Raw genomic sequence first — 19,198 nt, 5'->3', positions numbered from 1 at the left:
TCCTCGCCTCTCGACTTGCACAGGCGCAACCGCCAAAGGCGGCGACCGGAAAACGGGTGTTCAGTCGGCGCTGGCCGCGCTCCGTCCCAGTTCGAAATGCGGGGAGCTCGTCCCCCATAGCGGTGATCTGATCGATCGGCGCCGAGCGGCTGGCGCTCCGGCCCGCGACACGCGACGGCTTGCGGCCCGGCGCCCTGATTCAAGGGAAAACCGCTTGACCTTTGCCTGCCCGTTCTGTTGAACCAGCCCAAATCCTAGCCGGACAGGTGTGTCCTTATGGACGATCAGAACAAGAACCTCATTCTCGCGACCGTGTTGTCGTTCCTCGTGATCCTCATCTGGTACACGCTGTTTCCGCCGCCGACGCCGGAGCCCGAGCCCCAGGTGCCGGCCGAGACGGCGCAGAGCGAGACTCCGGCGCCCGCGACTACCGGCGAGACCGGTACCTCGCCGGAGATCGATGCGGCAGCGGCAGAGATCGCCGCCGCCCCGCGCGTCGCGATCGACACGCCACGCCTGTCTGGCAGCATTTCGCTCCTCGGCGGCAGGATCGACGATCTTCTGCTGAAGGACTACAAGACTACGCTCGACAAGGACGCGCCCAACGTCCGTCTGCTCGCCCCTGTCGGCGGCTCCGAGATAAACGCGGCCAAACCTTATTACGCGGTCTATGGCTGGGTCCCCGCCGGCGGGCTCGACCCGGCGCTCGTGCCCAATGCCAAGACGCTCTGGCAGGTCGACGAGGGCGCGATGCTCGCCCCCGGCCAGCCCATCACGCTGTTCTGGGACAACGGCGCAGGCCTAGTCTTCAAGCGCCGGATCGCTGTCGACGCGAATTATTTGTTCACCATCACCCAGTCTGTCGAGAACCGGGGTGGCGAGGCCGTCCGGCTCGCTCCTTACGGCATCGTCGCTCGCCACGGCCTGCCGAAGACACAGAGCATCTACGTCCTGCACGAAGGCGTCGTGCGCAAGTCCGACGGCGAACTACAAGAGATCGACTACGACGACCTGCCGGATCTCGACATCGACGCGCGCGAACGCACGCCCGCCGACCCGATCGCGGTCGCCGAAAACGGCTGGATCGGCTTCACCGACAAATACTGGATGACGACGCTCGCCCCGGCGCCGGGTCAGGCCTTTACCTCGGTAGCCAAATACGTCCCCGGCGCGGACATCTACCAGACCGAGGCGCGCCTTCCGGTGATGGAGGTCGCCCCCGGCGCCAGCGCGGACGCCACGACCATGCTGTTCGCCGGCGCGAAGGAATGGGAGGCGATCAAGCACTACCAGGACGATACCGGCATCCAGGGCTTCGTGGACTCGATCGACTGGGGATGGTTCTTCTTCCTGACCAAGCCGATGTTCCAGCTTCTCCACTGGCTCCATGGCGCGATCGGCAACATGGGCTGGGCGATCATCGCGCTGACCGTCATCATCAAGCTCATCGTGTTCCCGCTGGCGCGCAAGTCCTACGTCTCGATGGCGAAGATGAAGGAATTGCAGCCCGAGATGGAGGCCCTGAAAGAAGCCGCCGGCGACGACCGTCAAAAGATGCAAAAGGGGATGATGGAGCTTTACAAGAAGAACAAGGTGAACCCCGCCTCGGGCTGCCTTCCAATCCTCCTGCAGATCCCGATCTTCTTCTCGCTCTACAAGGTCATCTACGTCACAATCGAGCTGTACCACGCCCCGTGGTTCGGCTGGATCAGGGATCTGTCGGCGCCCGATCCGTCCTCGATCCTGAACCTCTTCGGGCTCCTGCCCTGGGCCACGCCCGAACCGGGTTCGCTGTTCTTCATCTTCTCGCTCGGGATCCTGCCGATCTTGCTCGGCGTCTCGATGTGGTTCCAACAGAAGCTGAACCCCGCGCCGACCGATCCGACGCAACAGATGATCTTCGCCTGGATGCCGTGGATATTCATGTTCATGCTGGGCGGCTTTGCTTCGGGCCTCGTGCTCTACTGGATCGCGAACAACATCATCACATTTGTGCAGCAGTACTCGATCATGTCGATGCACGGGAAACGGCCGGACCTCTTCGGCAATATCCGTGAAGGATTTAAACGCCGGGCACGCGAGCCCGAAAAGAAATGACTCTGCGCGTCGCCTGGATCCAGCGCCATCCGATTAAGTCGCACGGGCGCGAGGATCTGGCTGAGGTGACGCTTGCAACCGGCCAGGACCTGCCTTGGGATAGGCACTGGGCGGTCGCGCACGAAGCCGCGAAACTGGTGGAGGGCGCCTGGGCGCCGTGTGCGAATTTCTCGCGCGGGTCCAAAGCGCCAAGGCTCATGGCGATATCGTCGCGGCTGGATGAGGCGAATGGCCGAGTGACGCTTAGCCATCCCGACCGGCCCGAATTGACGTTCTCGCCGGATGATCCCAAGGAGGCGAGCCGATTCATCGACTGGGTGCGTCCGCTCTGCCCGCCCGACCGCGCGCAACCGGCCCGGGTCTTTTCGGTCGCGGGACGCGGCATGACGGACACCGACTACCCTTCCGTCTCGCTCATCGGGCTCGCGTCGAACCGGGCACTGTCGGAACATGTCGGCGCGGAAGTGTCGCCGCTTCGATGGCGTGCGAACTTCTGGCTCGAAGGCTTGCGTCCGTTCGAGGAACGCGACTGGATCGGGCGGACAGTCCGGCTCGGCGGGGCAGTCCTGAAGATCGTGGAGCCGAAGGAACGGTGCCTCGCTACAACGGCCAATCCCGCGACCGGCGAACGCGATGTGGAAACGCTGCGCGCGCTTAACGCGCTCCACGGCGACAAGGATTTCGGCGTCTACGCGACCGTCGTCGAGGGCGGAACCGTCCGGCGGAATGACGCGGTGGGGCTTCTGCCGTGACGGTCGCCTTTCCAGAGGCGACCGAACCCGAAACGCAGGCGGCCGAGGCGGGGCGGCTGCTTTTCGCGGGGCCGATCGAATTCCTCAAAGGCGTCGTCGCCATGGACGGCCTGCCCCCGGCCGACCGGGTCGAGGTCTGCTTCGCCGGCCGCTCGAACGCCGGAAAGTCGACGCTGATCAACGCGCTCACCGGCCGCAAGGCGCTTGCCCGCGCCTCCAACACGCCGGGCCGCACGCAGGAAATCAACTACTTCAGCGCCGGCGACAATCTCTACCTGGTCGATCTGCCGGGCTACGGTTACGCCGAGGCGCCGGTCAATGTCGTCGCCAAGTGGCAGGCGCTCCTGAAATCCTACCTCGCGGGCCGTCAAACGCTTCGCCGCGCCTTCGTGCTGATCGACATGCGGCACGGGATCAAGCAGGTGGACGAGGAGATCCTGACGCTCCTTGATCGCTCCGCCGTGACATTTCAGGTCGTCCTGACCAAGTCGGACAAGGTCAAGGCTGCGGACCGCGACAGGGTGCTCGCACAGGTGCGCGGCGCCCTTCAGAAGCATCCTGCGGCCTATCCCGAAATCGTCGTGACTTCGTCGGAAAAAGGCCAGGGCATCGCAGCCCTTCGCGCGATCATCGCGACAATGGCGTGACGCATCATCTTGGCAGAGGGTTATCCGACCGGCTAACAAGAACCACGCACGCCAAGGTTTTCCGAATGAGAAAGCAAGACATGAACCGTGACTGGATCGCCACCGCCCGGACGCTGTCCGAGGCGCTTCCCTATCTGCAGCGCTATACCGGCGCGGTCGTCGTCATCAAGTTCGGCGGCAACGCGATGGGCGACGACGAGGCGATGGCGGAATTCGCGCGCGACGTCGTGCTGATGCGGCAGGTCGGCGTGAACCCGGTCGTCGTCCATGGCGGCGGACCGATGATCAACGACCTTCTGAACCGGCTCGGCATCAAAACGGACTTCGTACGCGGCAAGAGGGTGACTGACAAGGCAACGGTCGAGGTGGTGGAGATGGTGCTCTCGGGTCTGGTCAACAAGCGCATCGTTCAGGCGATCAACGATCAGGGCGGACGCGCCGTCGGAATCTCCGGCAAGGACGATGACCTGATGGTCTGCGTCGCCGACGATCCGGAACTTGGCTTCGTCGGCCGGCCTGTCGAAATGAACGTGCAGGTGATCCGCGACCTTTACGCGGCTGGGATGATTCCGGTGATCGCGCCGGTCGCCACGGGTATGGAGGACAACGAGACTTTCAACGTCAATGGCGACACCGCCGCTGGCGCCATCGCGGGGGCGCTGAAGGCCGACCGGCTGTTGCTGCTGACCGACGTATCGGGGGTCAAGGACGAAAGCGGCGAGGTCGTGACCCAGCTGACGCCGGATCAGGTACGCGAACTGACCGACAAGGGCGTGATCGCCGGCGGCATGATCCCGAAGACCGAGACGGCTCTCAAGGCCATCGAAGAGGGCGTCCGCGCCGTCGTCATCCTGGACGGCCGGGTGCCGAATGCCTGCCTTTTGGAACTTTTCACCGATCACGGCGCCGGCTCTCTCATCCGCTCGACGGAACCGCGGGTGAAGCCGCGAACGAAGTGACGACCCTCTCCGATCTGGAACAGCTGGCCGGACCGCACAAGCTGGCGGTCTTCGGGGCATTCCACCCCGACCCGGAGGACGGGCTTGGCGAGACCGGAACGCTCGTGATGTTCGGCCCCGAAGAGCCCGGCTTCTGGCACCATGTCACGCAGCAACCCGAATGGCGCGACGGCGCGCCCGACCCCATGGACCGCTGGTCGGCCCGGGTGATCGGCCAAATCGCGTCCGGGGCGGGAGGCGCCCCCCTCTTTCCGTTCGGCGGGCCGCCCTATCACCCGTTCTATCGCTGGGCGCTGAAAACCGGGCGTGCCTGGACATCGCCGGTCACGCTCCTCGTCCACGACGCTGCCGGGCTCATGCTGTCCTATCGCGGTGCGATCGCCGTACGGACGCGCCTTGCCTTGCCCGATCCGCCGGCCGCTTCACCCTGCGACAGTTGCGCAGACCGCCCCTGCCTCGTAGCCTGCCCTGTAGGCGCGCTCGACGGTGCGGGTTACGACCTTGCCACCTGCCACGCGTTTCTCGATACAAAGGCGGGCGCGGACTGCCTTTCTTTCGGTTGTGCCGTTCGTCGCGCTTGCCCGGTGTCACAGGCCTATGGCAGGCTCACTCAGCAATCCTCCTACCATATGGGACTCTTTCACAGATGACACCCGCGGGCCGCCGCAGACTAATCCTGACGCGTCACGCGAAGTCGTCCTGGGACGATCCGCGTCTTGACGATCACGACCGCCCGCTGAACAAGCGCGGACGCCGCGCTGCGATGGAGCTCGGTGAATGGCTGGTGTCGCGCGGCTACGAGCCGGACCAGGTGCTGTGTTCGAGCGCCGTGCGCACGCGCGAGACCTGGGCGCGTATCGTGGCCGCCCCGATCGAGATGATGCCGGACGTCTCCTATCGGCGCGCGCTCTATCACGCCTCGCCGGAGGACCTGCTCGCTACGCTCAGGAAGGCGCGCGGCGAGTGCGTGATGATCCTTGGCCACAATCCCGGCATTGCGGAGTTCGCGGCGATGCTGCCTGCGCGCGCGCCCAGCAAACCCGATTTTCGGAAGTATCCGACAACCGCGACGCTGGTCATCGATTTCGACATCGATGACTGGGCCAAGCTCCACCCGGGCTCCGGCAGCGTTCTGGATTTCTTCCTGCCTTCGAGGAGCGGCTGATCCCGCCTGCGCCGCGCCTCAGTGGCCGAGGATCTGGCTCAGGAACAGCTTCGTCCGGTCCGACTGCGGGTTGTTGAAGAATTCCTTCGGCTCGTTCTGTTCGACGATCTGGCCCTGGTCCATAAAGATGACACGGTTCGCCACGGCCTGAGCGAAGCCCATCTCGTGGGTCACGCAAAGCATCGTCATCCCTTCCTCGGCGAGCTCGATCATCGTGTCGAGCACTTCCTTGATCATCTCGGGGTCGAGCGCTGAGGTCGGCTCGTCGAACAGCATGATGCGCGGCTGCATGCAGAGCGACCGGGCGATGGCCACGCGCTGCTGCTGACCGCCCGACAACTGGCCGGGATATTTCAGCGCCTGCTCGGGGATCTTGACCTTTTCAAGATACTCCATCGCCGTCTTTTCGGCTTCCTTCTTTGGAATCTTGCGCACCCAGATCGGCGCGAGCGTGCAGTTTTCAAGCACTGTCAGATGCGGGAAGAGGTTGAAGTGCTGAAACACCATCCCGACCTCAGAGCGCACCTTGTCGATGTTCTTGAGGTCATTCGTCAGCTCGATTCCATCCACGACGATCCGGCCCTGCTGGTGTTCCTCCAGCCGGTTGATGCAGCGGATCAGCGTCGACTTGCCCGAACCGGACGGGCCACAGATGACGATCCGCTCCCCCCGGTTCACGGTCATGTTGATGTCGCGCAGAACGTGGAACGCGCCGTACCACTTGTTCATACCCGAGATCTGGATCGCGACCTCGTCCGTAATCTGCATGTGGCTACGGTCGATTTCGCGGGTAATGGCGTGCGGGTCCTCCATGCGGACACTCCCTAGCGATGTTCGCGCTTCAGCTTGTTCTCTAGGTACATGGAGTACCGCGACATGCTGAAGCAGACGATGAAGAAGATCGCGCCGACGAAGATGTAGGGCTCCCAGTATATGCCCTTCCATTCGATCGTGGCGCGCACGGCGTCAGTGATGCCCTTCAGGGGGTCGAGAAGCGCGACGAAGACGACGAGCGTCGTGTCCTTGAAGAGCCCGATGAAGGATGAGACGATCCCGGGGATCGAGATCTTCAGGGCTTGCGGCATGATGATCAACCGCTGCGCCTTCCAGTAGTCGAGCCCGAGCGCATCGGCCGCCTCGTACTGGCCGCGCGGCAGGGCGGCGAGGCCGCCCCGGATCACCTCGGCGATGTAGGCGGCCGAGAACAGCGTGACCATGATGATGACGCGCAGGACGATGTCGAAATTCGTGCCCGGCGGCAGGAAGTAGTTCAGAAGCAGCGAGGCCGTGAACAGCAGCGTGATCAGCGGCACGCCGCGGATGAACTCGATGAAGCCCACGCAAAGACCCTTGACGAGCGGCATGTCGGACCTCCGCCCGAGCGCGAGGACGATACCCATCGGCAGTGACGCGGCGATGCCCGTCACGCCGATCGTGAAGGCGAGCACGAAGCCGCCGAACTCATCCGAATCGACCCTGCGCAGCCAGAACGGCTGGCTGCGGCCCGTCATCCCGGTCAGGGCCTGGTCCAGCGTGCCCGCGGCGAAGTACCACCAGAGAACTGCGGCGACGAAGCCCGCCCCCGCGCCGACCGCAGGGCCGGACATCTGGGCGACGAAGCGGAAGGCGAACCAGCCGACCACGAAGCCCAGAAGCGCCACTACGGGCAGCCAGACCGAACCGCCCCACAGAAGCCAAAAGGTAAGGCCCGCATAGACGCCCGAGAACCAAAGAAGGTTGATCGGCCAGCGCACGCCGCGCATGCTCAGAACCGCCGTGACCACTGCGACGAGCGCGGCGATGCCCACCGGCATCCAGTCGCCGTAGGCGACCGACAGCCATAAGATGAGCGCCGCGACGACGCCGCCAGCGATCCAGAGCTTGTTCGACATTTCCGCGAAAAGGACCGGCGCGAGCGCGACGACAAGCAGCAGGAAGGCCATGATTGGACGCCAGTAGAGGTCGCGCGGATAGAAGCCGAACAGGAATTGGTTCCAGCGCTCGCGGATCATGGCCCAACAGGCGCCATGCGCCTCCTCGCCCCAGGTCGCCGCGATGATCTCGCGGCATTCGCTGAGCGAGTTCGCGTTCCAGACGCCGTGCAGGAACCATGGCAGAAATTCCCTCACAAGGAGGAACACCGACAAGATACCAAGCACCGTCAAAAGCGTATTCATCCAGCCCGAGAACAGGTTTTCGCGCAGCCATTTGAGCGCGCCCGACTCCAGTGCGGGCGGCGGCACCGCGTCGATCATTTCCCGCCGGACGAAGACGGCCGAATGTGCGTGCAGTTCGCTCATCTCAGCGCTCCTTCAGCTTCACGGCGTTGTTGTAGACATTCATCCCGGCCGATATCAGAAGGCTCAGCGCCAGATAGATGAGCATCAAGAGGAGCATGGCTTCCAGCTCCCGCCCCGTCTGGTTGAGCGTGATGCCCCCGAGCGTGCCGCGCAGATCCATGTAGCTGACCGCGATCGCAAGCGAGGAGTTCTTGGTCAGGTTCAGATATTGCGAGATGAGCGGCGGAATGATGACCCTTAGCGCCTGCGGCAGGATCACGAGGCTCATCGTCCGTCGCGGGCGCAGGCCAAGCGCGTAGGCCGCTTCGGTCTGGCCCGTCGAGATGGCCATGATGCCGGCGCGCACGATCTCGGCAATGAAGGCAGCGGTGTAAAGCGTGAGCCCGAGCCAAAGCGCCATGAGAGCGTTCGACACCAAAATCCCGCCCGTGAAGTTGAAGCCGCCGAGCTTCGGCACCTGGAGCGAGAATCCGAGCGCGATGAGAACCACTAGCAGCGGTCCGAAAAGCGACAGCAGGCTCTTCCACCAGGTGACGGGCCGGACTCCCGTCGCCTCCTGCACCGCCGTGGCGTTCCTTTGGAGGTAGCGATAGCCCAAGATCCCGCCGATGATCGCCGCAAGGACCGCAAGCGTGTTCAGGCTGATCGGCAGGAAGCCCAAGTGAATCTCGCCCAGTGAACGCTCGTAGACCGCCTTCGGTATGAACGTGCCGCGATTGGTGACCGCAACGGAATCGAAGAGGATCATCGAGGCTTCCGGCTTTTCGCCAGCCGCGATCATCTCGTCGGTGACCCGGAAATCACGCGGCTGCGGCGTGATCTCAGTGAAAACCGCGAAGGCCACGAGGATCCACAATAGCACCGGCACGTTGCGGAACGCCTCGACATAGATCGTCATCAGCCGCGCCACGAGCCAGTTGCGCGACAGGCGCAGGACGCCCACGATGACGCCGATCACCGTGGCCGCCAGACAACCCAGAATTGCCACCAGGATCGTGTTGACGAGGCCGACAAGCATCGCGCGGAAATGCGTGTCGTCGTTCGTGTAGGGGATGATGGTCTGGTTGATGTCGTAGCCTGCCCGGTTCCACAGGAACGAGAAACTCAGGTCCTTGCCGCGCTCGGCGAGGTTGGCGAACAGATTGTCAAGCAACCACCACAGGCCGAGCATGAAGAGCATGAGCACGACGATCTGGATGGTGATCGAACGATACCGCGTATCGTATACGAGCATCCCGAGCCGAAAGGACTCCTTCGGCGTTTCCGTGATTGTTGCCATGGTCTTATCCCCATTGGCGAAGGCATGCGCGGCTTTGCCGTCTCCGCGGGGCGGTCGCCCCGGCCTTCACGTCGTTCTTGATGGGTGGGCGCGCGTATCGGCGCGCGCCCACCGGATCTGCGGGATCAGCGGAACGGCGGCGCGTAGAGAAGGCCGCCTTGCGTCCACTGGGCGTTCAGACCACGCGCCAGGCCGATCGGCGTCGATTCACCGATGGTCGCAGCGAAGATCTCGCCGTAATTGCCCGAAGCGGCAACGGCGCGCTTGGCCCAGTCCTTGTCGAGCCCGATCATCGCGCCGAGATCACCCTCGGTCCCGAGCATCCGGTTGATCTCCGGATTGTCGGTGCCCTTCGCGAGTTCCTCGACATTGGCGGAGGTGACGCCGTACTCTTCCGCAGCGACGAGCGCGTTCAGCACCCAGCGGTTGATGTCGGCCCACTGGTCGTCGCCATGACGGACGAGCGGCCCCAGCGGCTCCTTCGAGATGATCTCCGGAAGGATCACGTGGTTTTCCGGGTCCGCGAAGACGGCGCGCGTCGCGGCAAGGCCCGAAGCGTCGGTCGTGTAAGCGTCGCAGGCGCCGGCGAGGTACTGCTGTTCCCCTTCCGCGTTGGTCTGGATCGCGACCGGCTGGTAGGACATGTTGTTGACCTTGAAGAAGTCAGCAAGGTTCAACTCGGTCGTTGTGCCGGTCTGGATGCAGACCGTGGCGCCGTCGAGTTCCTTCGCCGACGATACGCCGAGGTCCTTCTTCACCATGAAGCCCTGGCCGTCATAGTAGTTGACGCCGGTGAAGGTGAACTTCAGGTCGGCATCGCGAGAGAAGGTCCAGGTCGTGTTGCGTGCCAACATGTCGACTTCGCCGGATGCAAGCGCGGTGAAGCGCGTCTCACCCGTCGTCGGAACGTATTTGACCTTGGACGCGTCACCCAGAACGGCCGCCGCGACGGCCTTGCAGATGGCGATGTCGAAGCCCTGCCAGTTACCTTCCGCGTCCGGAGCGGCAAACCCGACAAGGCCGGTGTTCACGCCACAGATCAGCTCGCCACGGGCCTTGACGTCGTCGAGCGTCGCCGCCGACGCGTATCCAGCCAGCAGCGCACTCGCCGCCAGCGTCCCGAGGAATACGGATTTTTTCATACTTACCTCTTCCTGAGTATCCGCCCCATCGGGACGGCTTGAACGGCCAGGTGGTCCTGGCGCAGATTATCGGGTTCTGTTCCCACTGTCGGGTTTTGTCCCCAGTGCGCGCAGTTTTGACTTATGAAATCCTGACGTCAAGCTTGCATTCCGATGTGGTGACGCAAGGTCGCGCGACGAACGGAATTGAGCATCTTCGCTGACAAAACGCCGAGTAATGCCCTGAATTCAAGTCATTCTGCCGATGCAAGGCGCCAGAAGTTGTGCGCCGCGAAGAAGCCCGTGCGTTTCAGGGCAGCGGCCGCCGCGGCCTCCTCGTCCACGCCCCACAGCCGCGCCTGCCACACCTCGTCGATTCGGGACATCCGCCAGAGTTCCTCGGGCTGGAACTCTGGCCGTGTCGCCGCAAGCCCGAGGATCAGCGACCCGGTCAGCGCGACAAGGTCGTGGAGCGCGGCAAGCTGGAAAGGGGTCGTGCGGCAGACCTCGTTGAAGAGCCGCTCAAGACTATCCGGCGGCTGATCGACGGGAACGACGCCCCGTGTCGCCCTGAGTGGGGCGTTCAGGTCACTTGCAGCCCAGTCCAGCATCGGGTCCCAGGCCTCGGCCTGTTCGTCGCACAACTCTTGCGGGGCCTCAGCGCGGTAGCACAGAAGGTCCGTTCCGCCATATTCGGCGATGATCCGGACGACCTCGGCAAACTGCGGGGCGACCTTGTCGATCGCCGAATTCGCTGCGCGGGTCACAGGCATGTCTGTCGGATCGATGACACCCTCAACCGACCGCCACTCATCCGCCATAGCCTCGGCCATCATGCGAGTGGGCAGGATGAGCGGCGCTTTCGCCGGGCTCATGACCGGACGCGCATCGAGAAGGACGCAGAACCCCTTCCCCTCCGCTTCGACCGCGACCTCCTTCCAGAACCGTTTCGCGACCCAGCCAGTCATGCAATCTCCCAGACTCGTTCAAGCGCCGGAAGAAGCGCGTCGAACGCCTCGATCACCTGCCCCGCCCCGGCCTCGGCCAGCGCCTCGGCCCGGTGGTAGCCCCAGGCGACACCGATCGTCGCGAAACCCGCCGCGCGGCCCATCTCGATGTCATAGGTCGTATCGCCGATCATGACGCCCGGCCCGGCCGCGGTCTCGGCGCAGGCGGCGAGGAGCATCGACGGATGCGGCTTTGAAGGGTGGTCGTCGGCCACCTGGCAGGTGACGAAATGCCGGTCCAGCGCATGGGCGCGCAGCACGTGGTCGAGCCCGCGCCGCGACTTGCCCGTCGCGACGCCGAGCAGGACGTCGGCCTGACTGCCAAGCGCCGACAGCGCATCCGCCGCGCCGGGATATAAGGGCGCGAGGGTCTCGGCGCGGAGCGTGCCGAAGCTCTGCTTGTAGGCGGCGACCAGATCCTCATGGCTCTGCCCCGGCAGGTCGGGCACGAGCCGAGCCATGGCTTCCGGCAGCGACAGGCCGACGATCGACAACACCGCCTCACGCGGCGGCAGGTCAATATCCAACGCACCGAACGCATGCGCCATGGCCGCGAGGATATGGTTCTGGCTGTCAACGAGCGTTCCGTCGACATCGAAGACCACCAGTCTCAGGCCGCCTTTCATTCCACCTCCGCGAATGGGTCCGCGGGCACGTCCGCCTCCGACCAGCCGACGGTCTTCCACGTCCGCTTCATGTGGTCGGGCAGAGGCGCAGTGAGCGTCACGCGACGGCCCGTGACCGGGTGGTCGAAACTGATCGAACGGGCATGTAGATGCAGCTTGCGGCTGATCTCGCCGCCCAACTGTGCGCCCCAGCCGTCACCCGGATTGTCCTGCCCCGAACCGCCATACTTGCCGTCGCCGACGATCGGGTGGCCGATCTCGGCCATGTGCGCGCGCAACTGGTGCGTCCGCCCGGTGATCGGCACCAGCGCGACCCACGCCGCCCGCGTGCCAAGCGCGTCCAGAACCGCGTAGTCGGTCGTCGCCCGCTTCGCGCCTTCGGTCGCTCCGATCTTGGCAGGGTGGACGGCGATCATCTTCTCGCCCTCGCCGCCCTTTCCATGGCCCGACGCCTTCACCAGCCCAAAGTGGATCGTCCCCATCGCGGGCGCGGGGACTCCGGCGACGGTCGCCCAGTAGATCTTGCGGGTGGTGCGGGCGCGGAACGCCTCGCTCAGCGCGCGCGCGACGCGGTCCGTCCGGGCGAGCAGCAATACGCCGGACGTGTCCTTGTCGAGCCTGTGGACGAGCTTGGGGCGGTCCTTGTAGCCGAACATCAAGGCCCCGGTCAGTCCGTCGACATGGCGGGTCCCCTGCCCCGACCCGCCCTGCGAGGGCAGACCCGGCGGCTTGTTCAGCGCGATGATATGTTCGTCCTTCCAGAGAACCGCCGCCTGGATCATCTTCGCGTCGGCGCCGCTGTGCTCGGGGCGCGGCCGCGGCGCCACGGGCTTCGTCTTCGGCAAGGGCGGCACCCGCACCTCGGCGCCCGGGCCCACCCGGGTCGAGGCCTTCACCCGACCGCCATCGACGCGGATCTGGCCGGTCCGGCAGAGCTTTTCCACCTGGCCTTGCGTAATCTCTGGGAACCGCCGCTTCAGCCAGCGGTCGAGCCGGCTTTCGCCCTCATCGGCCGAGACCGTCAGAAGCTTCACGCCACTCATGCGAAAAGCCCCCGCGCGGCGGCCATGCCCGCGACGATCGCAGCAAGCGAGACGATGACGGAACCCAGAACGTAAGCCGAGGCGACCGCTGTCTGGCCCCGCTCCCACAGCGTCAGCGCGTCGAGCGAGAAGGCGGAGAAGGTCGTGAAACCGCCCAGTACGCCTGTCATCAGGAACGGCGCGAGCCGGGTCGCATCCTTGTGCGCCAGCACGACGACGAGCGCGCCCATGAGGAACGAACCTACGACGTTCGCCGCGATCGTCCCCCAGGGAAAGCCGGGCCCGATCAGGCGCATGGCCGCCACATTCGTCATGTAGCGGGCCGAGGCGCCAAGCGCACCGCCGAGGGCGACCTGCATGAGGGTCTGCATCATGGCGCCTTCCTCTTCAACGGCGTGACGGATGTCAACCTGGCAAGGGCGCCTTCCGCCCTTCCTTCCCCAAGGGCGTACACATCCGACGGAATCTGGACCAGAGTGTAGGCCTCAGCTCTGCCGCTTGTTGCGCAGCTTCGCAAACCACTCGATCCGCTTCTTCAACTCGCGCTCGAAGCCGCGTTCGACTGGCTGATAGAAGACCGGCCGCTTCATGCCCTCAGGGAAGTAGTTCTGGCCCGAGAACCCATCCTCGGCGTCGTGGTCGTAGGCATAGCCCGCGCCGTATCCCTGATCCTTCATGAGCCCCGTCGGCGCGTTCAGGATGTGCTTTGGGGGCGGCTCGGACCCCGTCTTGCGGGCAGACGCGCGCGCTGCCTTGTAGGCGGCATAGACCGCGTTCGACTTCGGCGCGAGCGCGAGATAGGCGAGCGCCTCGGCCAGCGCGAGCTCGCCCTCGGGGGAGCCGAGCCGTTCGTAGACCTCCCAGGCATGCAGGCAGATCGTCTGCGCCTGCGGATCGGCAAGGCCGATGTCCTCGACCGCCATGCGGGTGATGCGCCGGGCAAGGAATCGCGGGTCCTCGCCGCCCTCGAGCATGCGCGCGAACCAATAGAGCGCCGCGTCCGGGTCCGAGCCGCGCACCGACTTGTGGAGCGCGGAAGTCAGGTTGTAGTGCTCGTCGCCCGACTTGTCGTACTTCGCCGCGCGCCGCATCAGACGCTGGCCCAGAGCCTCGGTCGACAGGGGCTTGTCCACCTTCCAGGCCGCGACCTGCTCGATCAGGTTCAGAAGCGCGCGCCCGTCGCCATCGGCCATCTCCAGAATGGCCTCGCGCGCCTCGGGGCGAAGCGGCAGCGCGCGCGCCAGCTCCTTCTCGGCGCGCTGCGCCAGCCGTTCGAGATGGGCGGGCGTGAGCCGCTCAAGCACCAGCACCTGCGCGCGGCTCAGAAGCGCGGCGTTCAGCTCGAACGACGGGTTCTCGGTCGTGGCGCCCACGAGTACGATCGTGCCGTCCTCCATGTGTGGCAGGAACCCGTCCTGCTGGGCCTTGTTGAAGCGGTGAATCTCGTCGACGAACAGAAGCGTTCCGCCGCCCTGGCTGCGGCGCAGTTTCGCCGTATCGAACACCTTTCTGAGGTCCGGCACGCCGGTGAAGATTGCCGAGATCTGAACGAAGGTCAGATCGGAGGCATCCGCGAGAAGCCGGGCGATCGTGGTCTTGCCGACGCCGGGAGGCCCCCAGAGGATCAGCGACGACAGGCTGCCCGAGGCGAGCATCGCGCCCAAGGGGCCGTCCGGCGCCAGAAGCTTGTCCTGCCCGATGACCTCCGACAGCGCGGCCGGGCGCAGGCGGTCAGCAAGGGGCCGGCTGGCCGCCGGCGCAGAGGACGATACCGCGGTGTCGAACAGATCGGGCATGCGCAGAACCTTACTCTGCGCGTCGGCGGGGAAAAAGATGCGATCGGCGCCCGGCCCTTGCGAGCACCTCAGGTCCGGCTCGGAACGTGGGACGTCAATGCATCTTCGTTGACAGGTCGATCTGCACGCACTGATAGTCGCCATCGTCTATGAACATCACCGGCCCGATTCCGGTCGCGGTCAGGCCGCAGCGGCCATACCAACGCGGCCAGTTGGCCGGCGTGATCGCGATAAGCTGCGTCGCCCCAAGCTCGCGCGCGGACTTGACCATCGCGCCGACCATGTAGCCGTGAACCCGCCGCCGAAGTGATTGCGGCGTGGAATGCAGCACGAAGACACGCGTGCATTCCCAGATATTCGGGTCCACCGGCGCCTCGTCATAGAGAAGGTCCGTGGGCAAAGACGCCAGAAGGCCCCGCTGGGCGTCACGGATCATGTAGCTGTAGATGCCGCAGCGCGCAGTCGACGGCGTCAGCCGGATGCCGGCATAGACCTGGCCCACGTCGTCATGGATCGCGATCCACCGGCTTGCCGGTGTGTCGTACTGGTCGTATTCCATGTCGAGCGCTTCGGGCAGGTTCCATTGCTTCTCGACAATGAAAGACTGCTTCCGCGCCCGAAAAAGGTTTGCGAACAGCTCCCCGTGATTATGGAGATTTTCGAAGGACAGTACCGTTGTATGCATGCGTTAACCCCCGCCTAGTGAACTTTTTAAGCCCTGCATGCAAAGTAGGAACGGACATTGGTTTACATCAGCCTATAGTCCTTGGCGCGCTGAATAGCCTCCGCCGTCGTACGGGCGAGAAGCCGCTGCCGCGCCGACATCAGTCGAGCTTTCAGCGCGCTTTCGGATATGTTCAGTTTGGCTGCTGCCGCCGCGTGCCGATCCCCCGCCGCTATGAGTCTCAGGGCCTCGATTTGTGCCTGCGTAAGGCTCTCGGGCGGCTCCGTGATGTCATGCAACCGCCGAACGAGATGTGTGATCTTCTCTATCTCCTGATCGAGAAAATCGCGGTCCGAACGCGCAAAGCTCGATATCGTACGAGAACTCATGGGGCCACAAGACACAGTCAGCCCGTATTCGAGGCCGAATTGCTTGGCCTCGTCGAACAGGCCGAACGGGTCGGGAACGCCCATTTCGTCCCAGCGACAGGCCCCTTCCTTGCTGAAGCCCCAGGCGATGGTGGGATCGCGCAGGGCATAAGCCTTCTCGGTGTAGTGGTCGAGCCAGTCCTGATCGTAGTTCGAGAACTGCATGAGCGGGGAGGCGTACCGGATGTGCAGGCCGATAAAGTACCCCGCAGGCGCCATGAGCCCCAGTGAGTGCAGGATTGGATCGAGCGTTGGCATTGCGGACATGTCCTTTTAGACAAGTTGCTTTGAATTTGGTCAACCGTAAATTGTGCCGCAGAGTCTGTATGTTACAGGTGACCCAAGGTGCGTACCATTAATCCCACTCTCTTCGCACGCCTCATGCGTTTGCCTGCGCCGGAACGTGCTGATCTGCTTGAATTCGTCGGGGCGACGCGTCTCGATGACGCGCATCTGTCTGCGATGATCGAAGACATGGCGGTCAGGATCGATGCCGATCGCCGGAGCTTGTGTACTGAGCCGAACTGATACTAACATTTCTCGTATCTAGAACAAAAAGATAGCAACAAAGTTGAAAAACCCCGCCAATCTCTCGGCGGGGCCGTGTTTTCTTTGTGGTCATGCTGCCGAAAGATCAGGAATCTGTGGCTTCTTCGGCCTCGGTGCGGGCCTTGTCGGCGGCACCCTTGGCCTCGGGATCACGGTCGACGAGCTCGATGATCGCCATCGGCGCCATGTCGCCATAGCGGAAACCCGCCTTCAGGATGCGGACGTAGCCGCCCTGGCGCTCCTTGTAGCGCGGCCCGAGCACATCGAAGAGGCGGGCGACATGCTTGTCCTGCAAAAGCTGCGACCCGGCCTGGCGGCGGGCGTGCAGGTCGCCGCGCTTGGCGAGCGTGATCAGCTTTTCGACGATCGGACGCAGTTCCTTCGCCTTGGGAAGGGTCGTCTTGATCTGTTCGTGTTCGATGAGCGACCCGGCCATGTTGGCGAAGAGCGCCTTGCGGTGCTCATGGGTGCGGTTCAGGCGGCGGTAGCCGCGGGCGTGACGCATTTTAGTCTCCTAACGTCTCATTTTGCTTTGTCCGGCGGCCGTGGTCCTCGGTCCGCTCACCTTGGGGCGTTATGCCCGGATCGTCCCCGCTTGCGCGGGCATTTCGGGGGGCCGTTTAGAACCGGCCCGCCCGTCTGTCAACTGTCCCGCATCCGTCCCGCACGTGTCGGGCATCCGTCCCGACACGCGTCGGGCGCGGGCGCGGCCTCAGAACTGGTCCTCGAACCGCTTCGCGAGATCCTCGATGTTCTCCGGCGGCCAGTCCTCGACATCCATGCCGAGGTGCAGGCCCATGCCCGAAAGCACTTCCTTGATCTCGTTCAGCGACTTGCGGCCGAAGTTCGGGGTGCGCAGCATCTCGGCTTCGGTCTTCTGGATCAGATCGCCGATATAGACGATGTTGTCGTTCTTCAGGCAGTTCGCGGAGCGAACAGAAAGCTCCAGCTCGTCGACCTTCTTGAGAAGGAGCGGGTTGAACTCCAGCCCTTCCTCGGCCTCGCCCTTGCCGGCGGCTTCCGGCTCTTCGAAGTTGACGAAGATGCCAAGCTGGTCCTGAAGGATCCGCGCGGCATAGGCCACGGCGTCATCCGGGGTCAGCGAGCCGTCGGTTTCGATCTTCATCGTCAGCTTGTCGTAGTCGAGAACCTGGCCTTCGCGGGTCGGCTGGACTTCGTAGGAAACCTTCTTGACCGGCGAATAGATCGCGTCGATCGGGATGAGACCGATCGGCGCATCCTCGGGCCGGTTCTTGTCAGCTGCGACGTAGCCTTTGCCCGTATCCACCGTCAGCTCCACGAACAGATCCGCGCCCTCGTCGAGGTGGCAGATCACGTGGTCCTTGTTCAGAACCTCGATGCCGTTCGATTCAGATATGTCGCCGGCGGTGACGACGCCCGGCCCCTTGGCCGAGATCGAGAGCCGCTTCGGCCCCTCGACTTCCATCTTCAGGGAAACGCCCTTGAGGTTCAAAACGACGTCGGTGACGTCCTCGCGAACGCCCGCGATCGAGGAGAACTCGTGCAGCACGTTATCGATCTGGACCGAGGTGATGGCCGCGCCCTGCAGCGACGACATCAGCACCCGGCGCAGCGCGTTGCCGAGCGTAAGGCCGAAGCCGCGCTCCAGCGGCTCGGCGATCAGCGTCGCCTGACGCTGCGGGTCATTGCCGGGTTTCACGTCAAGCTGCTGCGGCTTGATCAGTTCAGCCCAATTTTTGTGGATCATGCGTTCTGCCTCCATACCTGTTCCCGGCCCATGTCCGAAGCCCGGGAACGCCCGAGGATAAAAACGAAAGCGAGCCGGGCCGCGCAATCGACGCGGCCCGGCTGCAAGAGAGTTGTCACACGCGGCGACGCTTCGGCGGCCGGCAGCCGTTATGCGCGATCGGCGTGACGTCGCGGATCGACGTGATGTTGAAGCCGGCGGCGGCCAGCCCGCGCAGCGCGCTTTCGCGCCCCGAGCCCGGCCCTTGCACTTCGACTTCCAGAGTCTTGACGCCATGTTCCTGCGCCTTGCGCGCCACGTCTTCGGCGGCCATCTGGGCGGCATAGGGCGTCGATTTCCGCGAGCCCTTGAAGCCCATCGTGCCGGCCGAGGACCAGGCGATGGCGTTGCCCTGAACGTCGGAGATCAGGATCTTGGTATTGTTGAAGGACGAATTCACATGAGCAACGCCGGAGGCGATGTTCTTGCGTTCCTTCTTCTTCGTACGGGTCTTTTCACGTGCCATTTTTCAACGCCTCCCCTTACTTCTTCTTGCCGGCAATGGCTTTTGCCGGGCCCTTGCGGGTGCGGGCGTTGGTGTGGGTCCGCTGACCGCGGACAGGCAGGTTGCGGCGGTGACGCAGACCGCGGTAGCAGCCGAGGTCCATGAGCCGCTTGACGTTCATCTGGACTTCACGGCGCAGGTCGCCCTCGACCGTGAAATTCGCGTCGATATGTTCGCGGATGGCGAGCACTTCGGCGTCGGACAGTTCGTTCACCCGGCGCGACGCCTCGATCTTGACCGCGTCGCATATCTTCTGGGCCGACTCGGCACCGATGCCGTGGATATATTGAAGTGCGATGGGGACGCGTTTCCCCGTCGGAATGTTGACGCCAGCGATACGTGCCACGCGTTTCTTCCTTTCGTTGCGGTTCCGTAGTGCCGGAACCTTTTTTCACAACTATGGCCCGAGGGTTCGAAGACCTTCGGGCCGGTTCTTCCGATCTGATTCGCTTTAGCCGAAACCCCAGCAAATCAAGACGATTCTCATCAGAG

At 64.1% G+C, this 19,198-nt stretch carries 22 protein-coding genes; 7 read left to right on the top strand and 15 right to left on the bottom strand.

The window, feature by feature from the left end; translation table 11 throughout:
* Positions 1-276: 276 nt before the first annotated feature.
* From yidC to DEA8626_RS00215, 6 genes are all read left to right on the top strand, one after another.
* Positions 277-2,097, top strand: coding sequence for a membrane protein insertase YidC (gene yidC, locus DEA8626_RS00240; RefSeq protein WP_108851081.1), 1,821 nt, complete (start codon positions 277-279; stop codon positions 2,095-2,097).
* Complete coding sequence (locus tag DEA8626_RS00235; RefSeq protein ID WP_108851080.1) at positions 2,094-2,849, top strand: MOSC domain-containing protein; 756 nt, start codon at positions 2,094-2,096, stop codon at positions 2,847-2,849. The genes yidC and DEA8626_RS00235 overlap by 4 nt, the downstream gene beginning before the upstream one ends.
* Complete coding sequence (gene yihA, locus DEA8626_RS00230; RefSeq protein WP_108851079.1) at positions 2,846-3,496, top strand: ribosome biogenesis GTP-binding protein YihA/YsxC; 651 nt, start codon at positions 2,846-2,848, stop codon at positions 3,494-3,496. Before DEA8626_RS00235 ends, yihA begins: the two co-directional genes overlap by 4 nt.
* A gap of 80 nt (positions 3,497-3,576) precedes the next feature.
* Entirely contained in the window at positions 3,577-4,455 is an 879-nt protein-coding gene (argB, locus tag DEA8626_RS00225) for an acetylglutamate kinase (RefSeq protein ID WP_108851078.1), read from the top strand.
* Positions 4,452-5,105, top strand: a complete 654-nt coding sequence (locus DEA8626_RS00220; protein ID WP_108851077.1) for a 4Fe-4S dicluster domain-containing protein — start codon at positions 4,452-4,454, stop codon at positions 5,103-5,105. Before argB ends, DEA8626_RS00220 begins: the two co-directional genes overlap by 4 nt.
* The gene (locus tag DEA8626_RS00215; RefSeq protein WP_108851076.1) at positions 5,102-5,620 is read left to right on the top strand and encodes a SixA phosphatase family protein; all 519 of its coding nucleotides are present in this window, start codon (positions 5,102-5,104) and stop codon (positions 5,618-5,620) included. Before DEA8626_RS00220 ends, DEA8626_RS00215 begins: the two co-directional genes overlap by 4 nt.
* A gap of 18 nt (positions 5,621-5,638) precedes the next feature.
* On the opposite strand, the gene DEA8626_RS00210 is transcribed toward DEA8626_RS00215, so the two are convergent.
* The 11 genes from DEA8626_RS00210 to DEA8626_RS00160 all read right to left on the bottom strand — a co-directional run bounded on the left by DEA8626_RS00210 (position 5,639) and on the right by DEA8626_RS00160 (position 16,151).
* Positions 5,639-6,433, bottom strand: coding sequence for an amino acid ABC transporter ATP-binding protein (locus DEA8626_RS00210; RefSeq protein ID WP_108851075.1), 795 nt, complete (start codon positions 6,431-6,433; stop codon positions 5,639-5,641).
* An 11-nt stretch (positions 6,434-6,444) separates the two neighbouring features.
* Complete coding sequence (locus DEA8626_RS00205) at positions 6,445-7,920, bottom strand: amino acid ABC transporter permease (protein ID WP_181366314.1); 1,476 nt, start codon at positions 7,918-7,920, stop codon at positions 6,445-6,447.
* A 1-nt stretch (position 7,921) separates the two neighbouring features.
* On the bottom strand, positions 7,922-9,199 hold the full coding sequence (locus tag DEA8626_RS00200) for an amino acid ABC transporter permease (protein WP_108851074.1): 1,278 nt from the start codon (positions 9,197-9,199) through the stop codon (positions 7,922-7,924).
* A gap of 125 nt (positions 9,200-9,324) precedes the next feature.
* Positions 9,325-10,341, bottom strand: coding sequence for an amino acid ABC transporter substrate-binding protein (locus DEA8626_RS00195; RefSeq protein ID WP_108851073.1), 1,017 nt, complete (start codon positions 10,339-10,341; stop codon positions 9,325-9,327).
* Positions 10,342-10,574: 233 nt separating this feature from the next.
* The gene (locus DEA8626_RS00190) at positions 10,575-11,288 is read right to left on the bottom strand and encodes an ATP12 family chaperone protein (RefSeq protein WP_108851072.1); all 714 of its coding nucleotides are present in this window, start codon (positions 11,286-11,288) and stop codon (positions 10,575-10,577) included.
* Positions 11,285-11,953 carry an HAD-IA family hydrolase gene (locus tag DEA8626_RS00185; protein ID WP_108851071.1) on the bottom strand — a complete coding sequence of 223 codons (669 nt, stop codon included), beginning with the start codon at positions 11,951-11,953 and terminating at the stop codon, positions 11,285-11,287. The genes DEA8626_RS00190 and DEA8626_RS00185 overlap by 4 nt, the downstream gene beginning before the upstream one ends.
* Positions 11,950-12,996, bottom strand: coding sequence for an RluA family pseudouridine synthase (locus tag DEA8626_RS00180; RefSeq protein WP_108851070.1), 1,047 nt, complete (start codon positions 12,994-12,996; stop codon positions 11,950-11,952). The genes DEA8626_RS00185 and DEA8626_RS00180 overlap by 4 nt, the downstream gene beginning before the upstream one ends.
* Entirely contained in the window at positions 12,993-13,370 is a 378-nt protein-coding gene (gene crcB, locus DEA8626_RS00175) for a fluoride efflux transporter CrcB (protein ID WP_108851069.1), read from the bottom strand. Before crcB ends, DEA8626_RS00180 begins: the two co-directional genes overlap by 4 nt.
* Before the next feature lie 111 nt (positions 13,371-13,481).
* Positions 13,482-14,792, bottom strand: a complete 1,311-nt coding sequence (locus DEA8626_RS00170; protein WP_108851068.1) for a replication-associated recombination protein A — start codon at positions 14,790-14,792, stop codon at positions 13,482-13,484.
* Between the two features lie 94 nt (positions 14,793-14,886).
* Entirely contained in the window at positions 14,887-15,477 is a 591-nt protein-coding gene (locus tag DEA8626_RS00165) for an acyl-homoserine-lactone synthase (RefSeq protein ID WP_108851067.1), read from the bottom strand.
* A 62-nt stretch (positions 15,478-15,539) separates the two neighbouring features.
* The gene (locus DEA8626_RS00160) at positions 15,540-16,151 is read right to left on the bottom strand and encodes a helix-turn-helix transcriptional regulator (protein WP_108851066.1); all 612 of its coding nucleotides are present in this window, start codon (positions 16,149-16,151) and stop codon (positions 15,540-15,542) included.
* Positions 16,152-16,229: 78 nt separating this feature from the next.
* Here DEA8626_RS00160 and DEA8626_RS20785 point away from each other — a divergent pair, with 78 nt between their 5' ends.
* The gene (locus tag DEA8626_RS20785; protein WP_146188813.1) at positions 16,230-16,412 is read left to right on the top strand and encodes a hypothetical protein; all 183 of its coding nucleotides are present in this window, start codon (positions 16,230-16,232) and stop codon (positions 16,410-16,412) included.
* 106 nt (positions 16,413-16,518) lie between these two features.
* On the opposite strand, the gene rplQ is transcribed toward DEA8626_RS20785, so the two are convergent.
* The 4 genes from rplQ to rpsM all read right to left on the bottom strand — a co-directional run bounded on the left by rplQ (position 16,519) and on the right by rpsM (position 19,052).
* Positions 16,519-16,938, bottom strand: a complete 420-nt coding sequence (rplQ, locus tag DEA8626_RS00155; protein WP_108851065.1) for a 50S ribosomal protein L17 — start codon at positions 16,936-16,938, stop codon at positions 16,519-16,521.
* Positions 16,939-17,145: 207 nt separating this feature from the next.
* Entirely contained in the window at positions 17,146-18,162 is a 1,017-nt protein-coding gene (locus DEA8626_RS00150) for a DNA-directed RNA polymerase subunit alpha (RefSeq protein ID WP_108853240.1), read from the bottom strand.
* Positions 18,163-18,277: 115 nt separating this feature from the next.
* Positions 18,278-18,667 carry a 30S ribosomal protein S11 gene (gene rpsK, locus DEA8626_RS00145; protein WP_108851064.1) on the bottom strand — a complete coding sequence of 130 codons (390 nt, stop codon included), beginning with the start codon at positions 18,665-18,667 and terminating at the stop codon, positions 18,278-18,280.
* Between the two features lie 16 nt (positions 18,668-18,683).
* Positions 18,684-19,052 carry a 30S ribosomal protein S13 gene (gene rpsM / locus DEA8626_RS00140; RefSeq protein ID WP_108851063.1) on the bottom strand — a complete coding sequence of 123 codons (369 nt, stop codon included), beginning with the start codon at positions 19,050-19,052 and terminating at the stop codon, positions 18,684-18,686.
* Positions 19,053-19,198 lie beyond the last annotated feature (146 nt).

The sequence above is a fragment of the Defluviimonas aquaemixtae genome (assembly GCF_900302475.1).
Classification (GTDB): domain Bacteria; phylum Pseudomonadota; class Alphaproteobacteria; order Rhodobacterales; family Rhodobacteraceae; genus Albidovulum; species Albidovulum aquaemixtae.
This window is presented reverse-complemented; position numbering and strand designations above follow the sequence as displayed.

Coding starts and splice junctions, on each gene's coding strand:
- DEA8626_RS00205 (WP_181366314.1), bottom strand. CDS start 7,920: ATGAGCGAACTGCACGCACATTCGGCCGTCTTCGTCCGGCGGGAAATG.
- rplQ (WP_108851065.1), bottom strand. CDS start 16,938: ATGCGTCACGCCCGCGGCTACCGCCGCCTGAACCGCACCCATGAGCAC.
- rpsK (WP_108851064.1), bottom strand. CDS start 18,667: ATGGCACGTGAAAAGACCCGTACGAAGAAGAAGGAACGCAAGAACATC.
- DEA8626_RS00195 (WP_108851073.1), bottom strand. CDS start 10,341: ATGAAAAAATCCGTATTCCTCGGGACGCTGGCGGCGAGTGCGCTGCTG.
- DEA8626_RS00210 (WP_108851075.1), bottom strand. CDS start 6,433: ATGGAGGACCCGCACGCCATTACCCGCGAAATCGACCGTAGCCACATG.
- DEA8626_RS00185 (WP_108851071.1), bottom strand. CDS start 11,953: ATGAAAGGCGGCCTGAGACTGGTGGTCTTCGATGTCGACGGAACGCTC.
- yidC (WP_108851081.1), top strand. CDS start 277: ATGGACGATCAGAACAAGAACCTCATTCTCGCGACCGTGTTGTCGTTC.
- crcB (WP_108851069.1), bottom strand. CDS start 13,370: ATGATGCAGACCCTCATGCAGGTCGCCCTCGGCGGTGCGCTTGGCGCC.
- DEA8626_RS00200 (WP_108851074.1), bottom strand. CDS start 9,199: ATGGCAACAATCACGGAAACGCCGAAGGAGTCCTTTCGGCTCGGGATG.
- DEA8626_RS00235 (WP_108851080.1), top strand. CDS start 2,094: ATGACTCTGCGCGTCGCCTGGATCCAGCGCCATCCGATTAAGTCGCAC.
- DEA8626_RS00170 (WP_108851068.1), bottom strand. CDS start 14,792: ATGCCCGATCTGTTCGACACCGCGGTATCGTCCTCTGCGCCGGCGGCC.
- DEA8626_RS00215 (WP_108851076.1), top strand. CDS start 5,102: ATGACACCCGCGGGCCGCCGCAGACTAATCCTGACGCGTCACGCGAAG.
- DEA8626_RS00190 (WP_108851072.1), bottom strand. CDS start 11,288: ATGACTGGCTGGGTCGCGAAACGGTTCTGGAAGGAGGTCGCGGTCGAA.
- DEA8626_RS00180 (WP_108851070.1), bottom strand. CDS start 12,996: ATGAGTGGCGTGAAGCTTCTGACGGTCTCGGCCGATGAGGGCGAAAGC.
- DEA8626_RS00160 (WP_108851066.1), bottom strand. CDS start 16,151: ATGTCCGCAATGCCAACGCTCGATCCAATCCTGCACTCACTGGGGCTC.
- argB (WP_108851078.1), top strand. CDS start 3,577: ATGAACCGTGACTGGATCGCCACCGCCCGGACGCTGTCCGAGGCGCTT.
- DEA8626_RS00150 (WP_108853240.1), bottom strand. CDS start 18,162: ATGATCCACAAAAATTGGGCTGAACTGATCAAGCCGCAGCAGCTTGAC.
- DEA8626_RS00165 (WP_108851067.1), bottom strand. CDS start 15,477: ATGCATACAACGGTACTGTCCTTCGAAAATCTCCATAATCACGGGGAG.